The organism is Salegentibacter sp., from assembly GCF_036568425.1.
Classification (GTDB): domain Bacteria; phylum Bacteroidota; class Bacteroidia; order Flavobacteriales; family Flavobacteriaceae; genus Salegentibacter.
Window position 1 is genome coordinate 1 of the sequence record NZ_DATCSO010000122.1, and the last position, 13,286, is coordinate 13,286.

At 39.4% G+C, this 13,286-nt stretch carries 14 protein-coding genes; 9 read left to right on the top strand and 5 right to left on the bottom strand.

Annotated elements, in window-relative coordinates:
* Positions 1-16 precede the first annotated feature (16 nt).
* From VIM94_RS12195 to pyk, 5 genes are all read left to right on the top strand, one after another.
* Entirely contained in the window at positions 17-253 is a 237-nt protein-coding gene (locus VIM94_RS12195) for an acyl carrier protein (RefSeq protein ID WP_013069791.1), read from the top strand.
* Between the two features lie 14 nt (positions 254-267).
* Positions 268-1,521, top strand: a complete 1,254-nt coding sequence (gene fabF / locus VIM94_RS12200) for a beta-ketoacyl-ACP synthase II (protein ID WP_332039576.1) — start codon at positions 268-270, stop codon at positions 1,519-1,521.
* Between the two features lie 11 nt (positions 1,522-1,532).
* Positions 1,533-2,264, top strand: coding sequence for a ribonuclease III (rnc, locus tag VIM94_RS12205; RefSeq protein ID WP_332039577.1), 732 nt, complete (start codon positions 1,533-1,535; stop codon positions 2,262-2,264).
* 115 nt (positions 2,265-2,379) lie between these two features.
* A complete protein-coding gene (locus tag VIM94_RS12210; RefSeq protein WP_332039578.1) occupies positions 2,380-2,868 on the top strand; it encodes an IPExxxVDY family protein in 489 nt (162 codons plus the stop codon).
* Positions 2,868-4,298, top strand: a complete 1,431-nt coding sequence (gene pyk, locus VIM94_RS12215) for a pyruvate kinase (RefSeq protein ID WP_332039579.1) — start codon at positions 2,868-2,870, stop codon at positions 4,296-4,298. Before VIM94_RS12210 ends, pyk begins: the two co-directional genes overlap by 1 nt.
* 58 nt (positions 4,299-4,356) lie before the next feature.
* Here the strand turns inward: pyk and dinB are convergent, their stop codons facing one another.
* Entirely contained in the window at positions 4,357-5,445 is a 1,089-nt protein-coding gene (gene dinB / locus VIM94_RS12220; protein ID WP_332039580.1) for a DNA polymerase IV, read from the bottom strand.
* Between the two features lie 144 nt (positions 5,446-5,589).
* Here dinB and VIM94_RS12225 point away from each other — a divergent pair, with 144 nt between their 5' ends.
* The gene (locus VIM94_RS12225) at positions 5,590-6,255 is read left to right on the top strand and encodes an NAD-dependent epimerase/dehydratase family protein (RefSeq protein ID WP_332039581.1); all 666 of its coding nucleotides are present in this window, start codon (positions 5,590-5,592) and stop codon (positions 6,253-6,255) included.
* Positions 6,248-6,715, top strand: a complete 468-nt coding sequence (locus VIM94_RS12230; RefSeq protein ID WP_332039582.1) for a CYTH domain-containing protein — start codon at positions 6,248-6,250, stop codon at positions 6,713-6,715. Before VIM94_RS12225 ends, VIM94_RS12230 begins: the two co-directional genes overlap by 8 nt.
* Positions 6,716-6,955: 240 nt before the next feature.
* On the opposite strand, the gene VIM94_RS12235 is transcribed toward VIM94_RS12230, so the two are convergent.
* The 4 genes from VIM94_RS12235 to VIM94_RS12250 all read right to left on the bottom strand — a co-directional run bounded on the left by VIM94_RS12235 (position 6,956) and on the right by VIM94_RS12250 (position 10,895).
* A complete protein-coding gene (locus VIM94_RS12235; protein ID WP_332039583.1) occupies positions 6,956-7,813 on the bottom strand; it encodes a phosphatase PAP2 family protein in 858 nt (285 codons plus the stop codon).
* A gap of 18 nt (positions 7,814-7,831) precedes the next feature.
* Complete coding sequence (locus VIM94_RS12240) at positions 7,832-8,959, bottom strand: adenylate/guanylate cyclase domain-containing protein (protein ID WP_332039584.1); 1,128 nt, start codon at positions 8,957-8,959, stop codon at positions 7,832-7,834.
* Between the two features lie 191 nt (positions 8,960-9,150).
* On the bottom strand, positions 9,151-9,450 hold the full coding sequence (trxA, locus tag VIM94_RS12245; RefSeq protein ID WP_332039585.1) for a thioredoxin: 300 nt from the start codon (positions 9,448-9,450) through the stop codon (positions 9,151-9,153).
* A 371-nt stretch (positions 9,451-9,821) separates the two neighbouring features.
* On the bottom strand, positions 9,822-10,895 hold the full coding sequence (locus tag VIM94_RS12250; RefSeq protein WP_332039586.1) for an isoaspartyl peptidase/L-asparaginase: 1,074 nt from the start codon (positions 10,893-10,895) through the stop codon (positions 9,822-9,824).
* A gap of 176 nt (positions 10,896-11,071) precedes the next feature.
* On the opposite strand from VIM94_RS12250, the gene VIM94_RS12255 reads away from it, so the two are divergent.
* Both VIM94_RS12255 and VIM94_RS12260 read left to right on the top strand, forming a co-directional pair.
* Complete coding sequence (locus tag VIM94_RS12255) at positions 11,072-11,614, top strand: 3-hydroxyanthranilate 3,4-dioxygenase (protein ID WP_332039587.1); 543 nt, start codon at positions 11,072-11,074, stop codon at positions 11,612-11,614.
* 61 nt (positions 11,615-11,675) lie between these two features.
* Positions 11,676-13,229 carry an aldehyde dehydrogenase family protein gene (locus VIM94_RS12260; RefSeq protein WP_332039588.1) on the top strand — a complete coding sequence of 518 codons (1,554 nt, stop codon included), beginning with the start codon at positions 11,676-11,678 and terminating at the stop codon, positions 13,227-13,229.
* The last annotated feature ends 57 nt before the right edge of the window (positions 13,230-13,286 follow it).

Genomic DNA, 13,286 nt, shown 5'->3' on the forward strand with positions numbered 1-13,286 from the left:
ATTAAAATAAAATATTATGTCAGACATTGCATCAAGAGTAAAAGCGATTATCGTTGACAAGTTAGGTGTTGACGAGAACGAAGTTGTAAACGAAGCCAGCTTCACCAACGACTTGGGTGCTGATTCATTGGACACTGTGGAGTTGATCATGGAATTCGAGAAGGAGTTCGATATCCAGATTCCTGATGACCAGGCTGAGAATATTGCCACAGTAGGTCAGGCAATTTCTTATATTGAAGACGCAAAAAAATAAACCAACAGAACTATATGGAGTTAAAGCGAGTTGTAGTCACGGGCCTTGGAGCCCTAACCCCCATTGGCAACAATATTGAAGAATATTGGGATGGCTTGGTGAATGGAAAAAGCGGGAGTGCTCCCATTACCTATTTCGATACCGAAAAATTCAAAACCAAATTCGCTTGTGAACTCAAAAACTTTAATCCACTGGATTATTTCGACAGAAAGGAAGTAAGAAGGCTGGATAGGTTTGCCCAATATGCCATTGTAGCTTCAGACGAAGCTATTAAAGATTCCGGCATCGATTTGGATACTGTAGATAAGTATCGGGTTGGTGTAATATGGGGGGCCGGAATTGGCGGATTGGAAACTTTTCAGAATGAAATGATAAATTTCGCTGAAGGAGACGGTTCTCCTAGATTTAACCCCTTCTTTATTCCTAAGATGATTGCAGATATTGCCCCCGGTAATATTTCAATTCGTCACGGATTTATGGGAGCGAATTATACCACGGTTTCTGCCTGTGCTTCTGCTGCCAACGCTATGATCGATGCATTGAACAATATTCGTCTTGGATATAGCGATGTTATCGTTTCAGGAGGTTCAGAAGCTGCGGTGACGATTGCGGGAATGGGAGGTTTTAATGCTATGCATGCACTTTCTACTCGTAATGAGAACCCTGAAACTGCTTCAAGGCCATTTGACTCTACCAGGGACGGTTTCGTACTTGGAGAAGGATCTGGAGCTTTGATTCTGGAGGAATATGAACATGCGAAGGCACGCGGTGCAAAAATCTATGCCGAAGTAATAGGCGGCGGTCTTTCTTCAGATGCTTACCATATGACGGCCCCTCATCCTGAAGGAAATGGGGTAGTGGCAGTAATGGAAAACTGCTTGAGAAATGCCGGCCTTGAACCAGAAGATATAGATGCTATAAACACACACGGTACTTCAACTCCACTTGGGGATGTAGCCGAACTTAAAGCTATCGGAAAGGTTTTTGGTGAACATGCGAAAACCATCAATATTAATTCAACCAAATCAATGACGGGGCATTTGTTAGGAGCTGCCGGAGCCGTAGAAGCTATTTCAGCAATATTATCTATGAAATACGGTATTGTGCCTCCAACAATTAACCATGAACATGCTGATGAAAATATTGATTCTGAATTAAACTTAACCCTTAATAAAGCTCAAAAACGCGATGTTAAGGTGGTAATGAGCAATACCTTTGGTTTTGGTGGTCATAATGCCTGTGTGATTTTTAAAAAACTGGATGAGTAACATTTTCTAAAATGAGCGTTATCCGAAACATATTAAATTCCCGATCTTCTAAAGACGGGAATTTTTTTATGGTCCTATCCCGAATTCTGGGCTTTAGACCCAAGAATCTGGCGCATTACCGTAAAGCTTTTACTCACCGCTCCTTAAATATTAAAGACGAGAAAGGGAACGCGATTAGCTTTGAAAGATTGGAATTTCTTGGCGACGCCATCCTTAGTGCAGTTATTGCCTCCCATCTTTTTAAAGCTGTACCCAGTGGAAACGAAGGCTATCTAACTAAGATGCGTTCTAAAGTAGTTAGCCGAAAGCACCTTAATGAATTAGGTAGAGATCTGGATCTTATCAATCACGTCAAAACCAATATCCCGGTAGATCAATTTGGAGTAAATATCCACGGAAATCTTTTTGAAGCATTAATCGGGGCCATCTACCTCGATAGGGGATATAAATATTGTAAACGTTTTATTTATGAAAGGGTTATAGACCCCTATGTAGATATCGAGCAGTTGGAAGGGAGAGTGATTAGTTATAAAAGTCTTTTAATCGAATGGTGCCAGAAGGAGAAAAAGGAGTTCAATTATGAAATTTATGATGATACGGGAAAGGATGAAACCAAACATTTTGCTGTAAAACTCCGTATTGATGACAGGGTGGTGGCAAAGGCCAGAGCAACATCAAAAAAGAAAGCTGAAGAGAAAGCTTCAAAAAGGGCATATTATGCACTTCAAAATATTATTTCATAATTTCAGAGAATCGCCTTAAACTATAACGTTTTCGTAGAAAATTATGAAATTTTTACCCCTTTAAGCTTCATTTTTCTTATTCTTATTTTATCTTTATCCAGAAAGTAGAAGACTTATGCAGGCGCATAAAATGTTGTTGGATGAGGTTGAAGAAGACCTCTTTAAGCTCCTTGCTATTTATTGTTCCGTAGAGGATTTTAGAATGGCTTTTTTGCTTAATAAGCATCTAAAACTGGGTTTAAAGAGAGAAAGAGAAGATGTAGATTTTGTGCATCAAAGCGTTCAGGCCTACTATTCAAGATTCACTTTTAAAGACCCTACAAACTTTCACAGCTATAATCTGGTGGCCAATAAATATAAAGGCCAAGCCTTAAAAGTCCTGAATAAGGGTTCTTTATTTGCAGAAGACGAAGTAAGGCCGCTGGAATTAAACCTCATTCCCGAATATAAAAAGGTAGATTTTTTTCTGAAAATAGAAGAAGATATGCCCGATCAACATTTTAATAAACTGGTTAATATAATTAGCCAGATCCCACAAGTGATTGCGGTGCATAGAATTGATGTCGAGCAATTAAAATCTAGACAAAATTTAATTTTTGAGTAATGCCAACAAATAAGAAAACAAAGATCGTTGCTACCTTAGGACCAGCAACAAGTTCTAAAGAAACCCTAAATAAAATGCTCCAGGCTGGAGTAGACGTGTTCAGAATTAATTTTTCTCACGCCGATTATAGTGATGTTAAGGAACGTATCAACATGATTCGGGAACTTAATAAAGAAAAAGGCTATAACGCCGCAATACTTGCCGATTTACAGGGTCCCAAACTCAGGGTTGGAGTAATGAAGGATGAAGTTGTGGTTTCTGATGGAGACGAGATAACATTCGCTACCGGAAAGGAATTTAAAGGGACGGCACAACGTGTCTATATGAATTATGATACTTTTCCTAGCGATGTACAGGCCGGAGAGCGTATTCTTCTTGATGATGGGAAACTAATCTTTGAAGTGGTTTCAACCAACAAAAAAGATGAAGTAGTAACAAAAGTTATCCAGGGGGGACCTTTAAGATCTAAAAAAGGTGTAAACCTTCCCAACACCAATATTTCCCTTCCGGCTTTAACCGAAAAGGATGTTGAGGATGCTAAATTTGCCTGTGAAATGCAGGTAGACTGGATGGCTCTATCTTTTGTGCGTCACGCCGAGGATTTGATTGAACTTCAGAATCTTATTAAGGAACATAGCGAATATAAAATTCCAATCATTGCGAAAATCGAAAAACCTGAAGGTGTTGCCAATATCGAAAAGATCGTTGCCTATTGCGACGGATTGATGGTAGCACGGGGGGACCTGGGAGTAGAAATTCCTGCGCAGGAAGTTCCCCTTATTCAGAAGAAATTAGTGCTAACCGCCAAAAAAGCCAGAATCCCGGTAATTATTGCCACCCAGATGATGGAGACCATGATTACCAGCCTTACCCCAACAAGGGCAGAGGTAAACGATGTAGCAAACTCTGTGATGGATGGAGCTGATGCAGTGATGCTTAGTGGAGAAACTTCTGTAGGGCAATACCCGGTGCAGGTTATTGAAAAAATGACCCAGATCCTGGAGAGCGTAGAGAATTCACCGCTTATTAAAGTTCCGCACGATCCACCGCATATTCGCACCAAACGATATATCACAAAATCTGTATGTTATCACGCTGCACATATGGCCAATGAGATTAAAGCCAAGGCCATATGTACACTTACCAATAGTGGTTATACTGCATTCCAGATTTCTTCCTGGAGACCGGAATCGCATATATTGGTGTTTACTTCAAACACCAGAATTCTTTCCCAACTAAGTTTATTGTGGGGGGTAAAGGCTTTTAATTACGAAAAATTCGTAAGTACCGATGAAACCATTGATGATGTGAACAGAATCGCCAAAGAACAAGGCTTTGTGCAACATGGAGATTATACCATTAATCTGGCTGCGATGCCTATCTCAGATAAAGGGATGGTGAATACACTTAGGGTTTCTGAAATAAAATAATCGGGATAATTTGTACTGAAAAGCCACCTATTTCTCTGAAATGGTGGTTTTTTTTTATTTAAAATTCAAACTTAAGCTGGACCTCCACTTCTTTTTTTACTTCAGAAGGTTTATTGTTCTTATCGGTGTTTAAATTCGAAAGGGAAATTCCCAAAAGCCGCACCGAATTTTTCATTTTCTCCTGATATAACAAGTCTTTGGCAAGTTCCAGAATCAGGTCTTTACTGGAGATGTAATAGGAGATAGTTTTGCTTCTGGTTTGCAAGCTGAAATCGCTGTATTTTATTTTCAGAGTTACCGTTTTTCCTGCTACCTTGCTTTTTGTCAGTCGGCGTTCTATTTCTTCCGCGATGTTTTCCAGCCTTTCCAGCATAAAAATTTCCGAAGAGATATTTTCATTAAAAGTACGTTCCGCTCCAAGTGATTTTCTTATCCGGTTGGGTTTAACTTCACTAAGGTGAATACCTCGAACCACATTAAAATAATGAGCTCCGCTTTTTCCAAATTTTTCAGATAAATATTCGAGACTTTTGGTTTTTAGATCCTTGCCGGTAAAAATTCCAAGCAGGTACATTTTTTCGGCAGTGACTTTTCCCACGCCGTGAAATTTACGAATATCCAGTACCTCTAAAAATTCTTCAACCTCTTCGGGGTTTACCGTTTTTTGTCCGTTGGGTTTATTGAAATCGCTGGCAATTTTCGCGATAAATTTGTTGATGGATATCCCCGCAGAAGCATTCAAGCCGGTTTTCTCCTTGATTTTCTTCCTGATCTCCCTTGCTATAAGCGTCGCACTGGGATTGCCCTTTTTATTTTCGGTTACATCCAGGTAAGCTTCATCCAGCGAAAGTGGTTCCACCAAATCTGTATATTCAAAAAAAATTTCTCTTATGCGCTGGGAGATTTCCTTGTAACGTTCAAATCGGGGTTTTACAAAAATTAAATGCGGACAATTGCGTTTGGCCATTACGCTGCTCATAGCGCTTTTTACACCATATTTTCGGGCTTCATAACTTGCAGCCGCTACGACACCTCGTTGGGAACTTCCGCCAACAGCTATGGCTTTTCCCTTTAAATCGGGATTATCTAACTGCTCTACAGAGGCATAAAACGCATCCATGTCAATATGGATAATCTTTCTTTGCATCAACTCCTTTTCCACGATGTAAATTTAATGAAACTTCACTTTGCATGGTTACAAGCCCTGATAAAGGTTTTGATTGCAGCTCAGGTTTTTCTTTTTAACAGAAATAATTAATCTGTATCTTTAAAAGACTTTAAAACTCACTAAATGTCAAAAACAGCAATCATTTTAGGCGCTACCGGGCTTACGGGCAGTTATCTGCTAAAAAGATTGATTCCCGATAAAAGATATGGTAAGATCATTCTTTTTTCCAGAAGCGCTACGGCAATAAGGAGTTCTAAAATTGAAGAGCACCTTATAGACCTTTTTGAACTCGGCAGGCATCGGGATAAGTTTAAAGCCGATGTGGTTTTTTGTTGCATTGGGACTACACAGAATAAAACCCCAAATAAAGAAATCTACCGTAAGGTGGATTACGGGATTCCGGTAACCGCTGCCAAACTTTGTGCAGAAAATAAAATCGAAAATTTCCTGGTGATTTCTGCCCTGGGTGCCGATCCAAAAAGCAGATTCTTCTATAACCAAACTAAAGGGGAAATGGAAAAGGCAGTACTTCAGCAGGAGATAAGGAATACTTTTATCTTCCAACCGTCATTAATAGGAGGAGAAAGACAAGAGAAGCGGCCATTAGAATTTATCTCAAAACAATTGATGAAAGCGGCTAATTTTGTTATGTTCGGTCCGCTTAAAAAATATCAGAGCATTCATCCCGATTCTATAGCCAAAGCCATGCAGAAAGTAGCCGTAGATGGTTACGAAAAGATAAGGATAGAATCTGATGAGATAAAGAAATTAGCTAAAGACCATGATTGAAATTGAAAGGAAATTCCTTGTAAAATCTGAAAAGTATAAAAAGCAGGCTTTTAAAAAAATCGCGATTAAACAGGGATTTCTAAGTACCGATCCAGAGCGGACCGTAAGGCTCAGGATTACCAATGAAACCGCTTATCTTACAATAAAAGGAAAATCTAAAGAGAATGGGTTAAGCCGGTTTGAATGGGAAAAAGAAATCGATAAAAATGAAGCCGGGGAACTCTTTAGACTTTGTAAACCGGGAATTATAGATAAAACTAGATATCTTATTAAAGCCGGAGATTTTATCTTTGAAGTGGATGAGTTTTATGGTGAAAACCAGGGTCTGGTTATAGCAGAAATTGAGCTTAAAGATGAAAAAGATACTTTTCAAAAACCCATTTGGTTAGGGAAAGAAATAACGGGGGAACTTAAGTATTACAATTCTCAATTGAGTAAAAATCCATTTAAAAACTGGTAAAGCTTAAGAGGGAAAAATAACTTAGTTCGTCGTTCGGTTTTATTTTTTTCCTAAGGAAATTCCTGAATAGGATCGCGGTATTCCGTAACCAGAAGAAGTTACTGTGAAGCTTTTCAGGAATTCAGGTATGCGGAAGGAGAAACCACTTGTTGTTTGCCATAGTATTACCTGGTTTTTCTGAAAAAAGTTGAAAACCTGGCCTATTCCGGATAGACAGTCACAGGAGGGAAACTCCCTTAATTAAAAAGTTCCGGTTAGACCAACTCTACCCAACCCAACATTAAATTCCCAGCTTATCTTGTTTTTTTCCTCCGGGCCATAGAGACGTTCTTCGTTTAAATAATTATCAATACTGTCAACTACCAGAACGCTTATAGCCAGGCTCAATCCTACATCTGTAAGCCAGTGTGCACCAGCCCAAAGTCTTGATACCGGGGCGATCATTCCTAACCCATAGATTCCCGCTTTAACAAAAGGATTGTCAAATTGTTTTCCAATAGCATAGGCTGTTGTAAAGGAGAGGATAGTGTGTCCCGAAGGAAATGAATGATAAGGTCCAATTCCTCTGAATGGGTCAAAACTGGCTTTTCCTTCTCCTGTTGATGGTCTTGCACGGCCAACGGCAGTCTTGGTAATTGTTTGTATTAATCCTGCAGTAGAAGCAGCAGAGATGAGCAATACCCCTGTTTTTCTCACCTTTTCATTTTTGGTAAAAAGTCCATAGAGATAAACCGCCCCGTTTATAGCATAGTTGTTTTGGGGGCTTCCATAATACCAGCCTATATCTTTAATTAATTGTGGCATTTCATGGTCCTGCTCAATAAAATAATCGCTGGTTTCTTCATCAAATATATACAGGGCAGCAGTTCCTGCAACAATTGCTCCGGCTGTGATAAAATCGTCTTTTTTCCATTGTAATGGACGGGAATAGGTATATTTCATTCCTCCAAATGCACTGGCTCCGTCGTACTTAAGAAGCTCCCAGGTACTGGGGAGCCTATCTTTTTGGTCATTTACATCGGCTTCCTGTCCAATGGAATTTATAGAGATAAAAAGTAAAACTATAAGAGTTAATAAGTTTCTTATTAATGAAATCAAATCATCATGGGGTTTTGGTTAAGCAGCGACTACTTTCCTTAAGGTCTTGGTAATGCTATATACCTCTACGGGATTACTTCTACCTTTTAAATATTGTGGTCCCAGGGAAGTAGAATAATATTTACTCTCAATATTAACCAGGTTATAAACAGCTTCAGAAATTAAAAGAGGCTGAGAATGAATTTTGCATAAACCTTCTAATCTTGCTGCTACATTGAGAGTGTCTCCGTGATAGGCGATATCCTTTTTGAGATCTCCTACTTCTACCGCCGTAACTTTTCCAAGGTGAACCCCGGCTTTAAAAATTGGTACAATGCTGTAATTGCTTTTATAGTAGGCTTCTTTTTCCCTGAAAAGCTGATCTACTCCATAAAAGAAATCTATATATTCCAGATTTTTAGCTTTTTCCAGGGGCCAGCTAAGTACAACTTCATCCCCCACATACTGGTATATTTCAGCATTGTATTTCTTAACCATTTTATCAATATCCAAAAAACTATCTTTAATTAGGGCAGAGTATTTAATATGTCCAAGTTGCTCTGCAAGTTTTGTGGAACAACTAAGATCCAAAAACATAAATATGCGTTCTTCTTCTCTTGGATACTTATATTTCCCTGAAAAAAGCGGAAGAAGCATTCCGGGGCCAAACCTCTTACTTAACTGGTTTACAAATCCGATAATGAGACTCATAAATCCGGTATGGATACTTAAAATCATAAAATAATTACTCCAATGTTGAGTAAGAAGGTTTAAGCTCATTTCATTTAGTAAAAAACTTTTTCCATAGCTCAATAAATATAACCTTATCAGGCTAATTGCTCCCATTAACAATATCGTGTATAGGGCGCCGGCAGTTAGCACATTCAGGCCAAGAGAATAATTTCTGAATTTATCTTCTTCCAGAATTATATCAATTAAACCTAACAAAGGACTAAAGAGCAAAACCGAAAACATGACAATAAGAGGCAGTGTCGCTGTAGAGTTTTCCAGGTCTGCGAAAAAGGTTTCAAAAATTGATATGGTATGTAGATGTATAGTGAAGAATAAAAGTGAGTAAGCTATTCCCCAAAACATAAGTTGGCGTAATGTCTTTTTTAATAACTTTTGCTTATTAATGCCGAAGGATATAGGGTAATTTTTCATCATACTTTCATGTTTTTTCTGGTAAATATCCAGGGTAAAAGGCAATTAAATTATCTCGTGTTATTAATACTTAATTATGTTGCAAAATTACTGCTGGAGTGACCTTCTAACAGTAACCTTTGTTACGTGTAATACAGGAAGTTAATTAAGATAGAATGTATAAAAACCCGGGATTTTAAATCCCGGGATGGTTTTTACGAATGTGATTTGATAACTTCGGTAAGTTGATGTTTTTGTAATACGCCTGATTGACGCCAGAGTTGCTTCCCGTTTTTATAAAGTATCATAGTGGGCACACCCCTAACCTGGTATTTGGCAGCGAGTTCCTGATTGCGATCTACATCTATTTTTACAATTTTCACCTGGTCTCCCAGTTCAGATTTCACGTCTTTTAGTATCGGTCCCAGCATTTTACAGGGGCCACACCAATCAGCAAAAAAATCTACCAATACCGGTTTGTCACCATTTATAATATCATTGAAATTGCTTTTCATAGTTCTGTTTTCCTATAAATTTAAAAATTTTTTAGCTTAGTCGGATTCTTTGCTGAAACATAACTTCTGTTTAAAAATAGCCAGGAATTTTTCGCGCTGGTTAACCAAGAACTAGAGTCGGGATGGCACTCCTGTATGTAATGGAGTATTGATCTCTTGCTCTTAAATAGGTCAAAGGCAATTGATTATACGCCCTTGTCCCAGTAAAGATGGAAACTGTTTTCCAGTGATTTTAAGCTTGCAAAACTATAATTAGTTTGGGGAAACCAGAGCTAATCTAAAATGGTATTATATTCTCCTCCACGTATTTTTCATTAAAAAGCCCCATTAACATAAATGAGGCTTCCTTGAATTTTTAATTCTGAATATTGTTATTCTTCGCCGTAGATACCGATTTCCAAATCACCGTCTTTGTTCATATGTGCTCTGTACATTCCGGCAGTATTAAATTCCATAGCAACATTTCCCTGGAAGTCTATTGCGATAATTCCGCCATTTCCTCCAAGGTCTGGAATTTTATTCTGGATCACTTCGTCTGCGGCATCCTCAAGGCTTAATCTTTTATATGCCATCAAGGCCGAAATATCATGAGCGACCACTCCACGAATAAAAAACTCACCCCAACCTGTAGCAGAAACAGCACATGTTTTATTATTGGCATAAGTTCCTGCACCAATTATAGGAGCATCTCCAATACGCCCCCACTTTTTGTTGGTCATACCTCCGGTAGAGGTTCCGGCAGCGAGATTTCCGTCCTTATCGAGGGCTACGCAACCTACTGTACCATATTTTGAATCCTTGATAAAGGGATCAACAAATGCCGCGCTTTGGTCGTGGTCAAGCTCGGTTTCTTCAGTGTCCATGTTCTTTAAGCGCTGAAGGCTTTGAAATCGGTTTTCTGTATAAAAATACTCAGGATCTACAATTTCCACCCCGCGTTCTTCCGCAAAAAGCTCGGCGCCCTTTCCCGCCATCATTACGTGTTCTGAGTTTTCCATTACTTCCCAGGCAAGGTTTATCGGATTTTTAACCGTGGTCACTCCGGCTACAGCCCCTGCATTCAGCGTTTTTCCATCCATAATTGAGGCATCAAGTTCGTTTGTTTCAGCATTGGTGAAAACGGCTCCTTTTCCGGCATTAAAAAGAGGGGAATCTTCCATAATATTTATGGTGCGCTGTACGGCTTCCATCGCTGTGCCGCCATTGGCAAGAATCTCGTGTCCCACCCTTATGGCTTCCTCCAATTTGTCTTTATATGCCTTTTCCAGGGAATCGGTCATGTTTTTTTTAACAATGGTTCCGGCACCACCGTGAATTACAATTCCGAAATTATCGGGGATGCTGCTTAGTTCTTCTTCAGAAACTTCTTCTGGTAGTTGCTTTTCTTCTGATGAATTACAGGCAAAAAACAGGCTTAAACTGAGTAGTAGAAATATTTTTTTCATCGTTGTTGGTTATTTTATTCCGAAGATAAGAAATTTTGAGTCAGTCCGCCAGTAGAAGATCAGTCAAGCCTGTTGGTTTCAAACCAAAATGGAAATCTGTTTATCTTAAAAAAGAAACTAATCGGCCGGCTTTGTGAGGTAGAATGTGTAATTTTAAGCTTGCAAAAAACTAAATTATGGCTGTAAATAAACCTTTTAATCTGAATAAATGGATTGAACAGAATCGGGAAAGCCTGAAGCCGCCTGTTGGCAACCGAAACCTTTACCGGGAATCTGAAGATTATATCGTAATGGTGGTAGCGGGGCCGAATGCTCGCAAGGATTATCATTATAATGAAACCGAGGAATTGTTTTACCAGCTTGAAGGGGAGATAGAGGTGCATATCCAGGAAAACGGAAAAAAGAAAACAATGAAGCTAGGTCCGGGCGATATGTATTTGCACCCCGGAAAAATACCACACTCTCCTGAAAGACATGAAAACAGCATAGGTTTGGTAGTAGAACGCAAAAGAACCGACCCCGATGCAAAGGACGGATTACTTTGGTTTTGTGATAACTGCAATAATAAATTATATGAAGTTTATTTTCAGCTTAACGATATTGAAACCGATTTTTTAAAGCATTTCAAACATTTCTACGGAAGCAAGGATTTAAGAACATGCAATAAATGTGGGGAAGTAATGCCGGTGGATAAGCGTTTTACATCTGATGAGGATTAGCGCTTTATTTTTATTATTTTCGCAAACAACACACAAAAGAACAGATAAAAACACAAGATTAATGAGTGAAATAGCAGAAAAATTTGGCATTAAGGATGCCATGAAGGAATTAGGCTTAAACGAAACTAATAACGGTACTTCAACCGGTACCGACTTTTTTAGTAATGGAGAGATTATTGAATCTTACTCTCCTGTAGACGGAGCGATTATTGGTAAAGTGAAAGCGACCACTAAGGAAGATTATGAAAAAGTAATAGAAACTGCTACAAAAGGTTTTAAAGAATGGAGAACCTGGCCTGCACCACAGCGCGGGGAAGTGGTAAGACAATTTAACGATGAACTTCGTCGCCTCAAAGAACCTCTCGGAAGACTGGTTTCCTATGAAATGGGTAAATCATACCAGGAAGGTCTTGGAGAAGTGCAGGAAATGATTGATATCTGTGATTTTGCAGTAGGACTTTCCCGGCAGTTGCACGGCCTTACCATGCATTCAGAGCGTCCGGGACATAGAATGTATGAACAATATCACCCGCTTGGTGTAGTGGGAATAATATCAGCCTTTAATTTTCCGGTAGCCGTATGGTCCTGGAATACGGCTTTGGCCTGGGTTTGTGGTGATGCTTGTATTTGGAAAGGATCAGAGAAGACTCCGCTTACTTCTGTGGCCTGCCAGAATATAGCAGCCAGAGTTTTTGAAGAAAACAATGTGCCTGCTGGAATTTCATCCTTGATCACCGGCGACTACCGTGTAGGAGAAATGATGACCAATGATAAACGCGTACCTTTAATTTCAGCAACCGGATCCATAAGAATGGGGAAAATTGTTGCTCAGGCCGTTGCCGCAAGACTTGGAAAATCACTCCTTGAATTAGGAGGGAACAACGCTATTATCGTAACTCCTGATGCAGATATTAAAAATACGGTTATCGGTGCTGTATTTGGGGCGGTTGGAACCTGTGGACAGCGATGTACTTCTACCCGAAGGCTTATCATTCACGAATCTATCTATGATAAGGTGAAAGGTGCCATTGTAGATGCTTACAAACAGCTGAGAATCGGGAATCCACTGGATGAGAACAATCATGTGGGGCCACTTATCGATAAAGATGCGGTGAAAAATTATCAACACGCCCTCGATAAAGTTGTAGAAGAAGGTGGGAAAATTCTTGTAGAAGGCGGAGTGCTGGAAGGTGAAGGTTATGAAAGTGGTTGCTATGTTAAACCGGCTATCGCCGAAGCAGAAAATCACTTTGAAATCGTACAGCATGAAACTTTTGCACCGGTGCTTTATATTATGAAATATTCAGGGGATGTAATGAATGCCCTTGAACTCCAAAATGGTGTGGTGCAAGGACTTTCTTCAGCAATTATGACCAACAATCTGAGAGAAGCCGAAAGATTCCTTTCTGTTGAAGGTTCAGATTGTGGAATTGCCAATGTGAATATTGGAACTTCAGGAGCTGAAATTGGTGGAGCTTTTGGTGGTGAAAAAGATACCGGTGGAGGCCGCGAGAGTGGATCTGATGCCTGGAAGATTTATATGAGACGCCAAACCAATACAATCAATTATACAACCGAGCTGCCATTGGCCCAGGGAATTAAATTTGATCTATAAACTACTGTTTAGAAATAAGAACAGGAAACAAAAAATCCCGCAGATCGCGGGATTTTT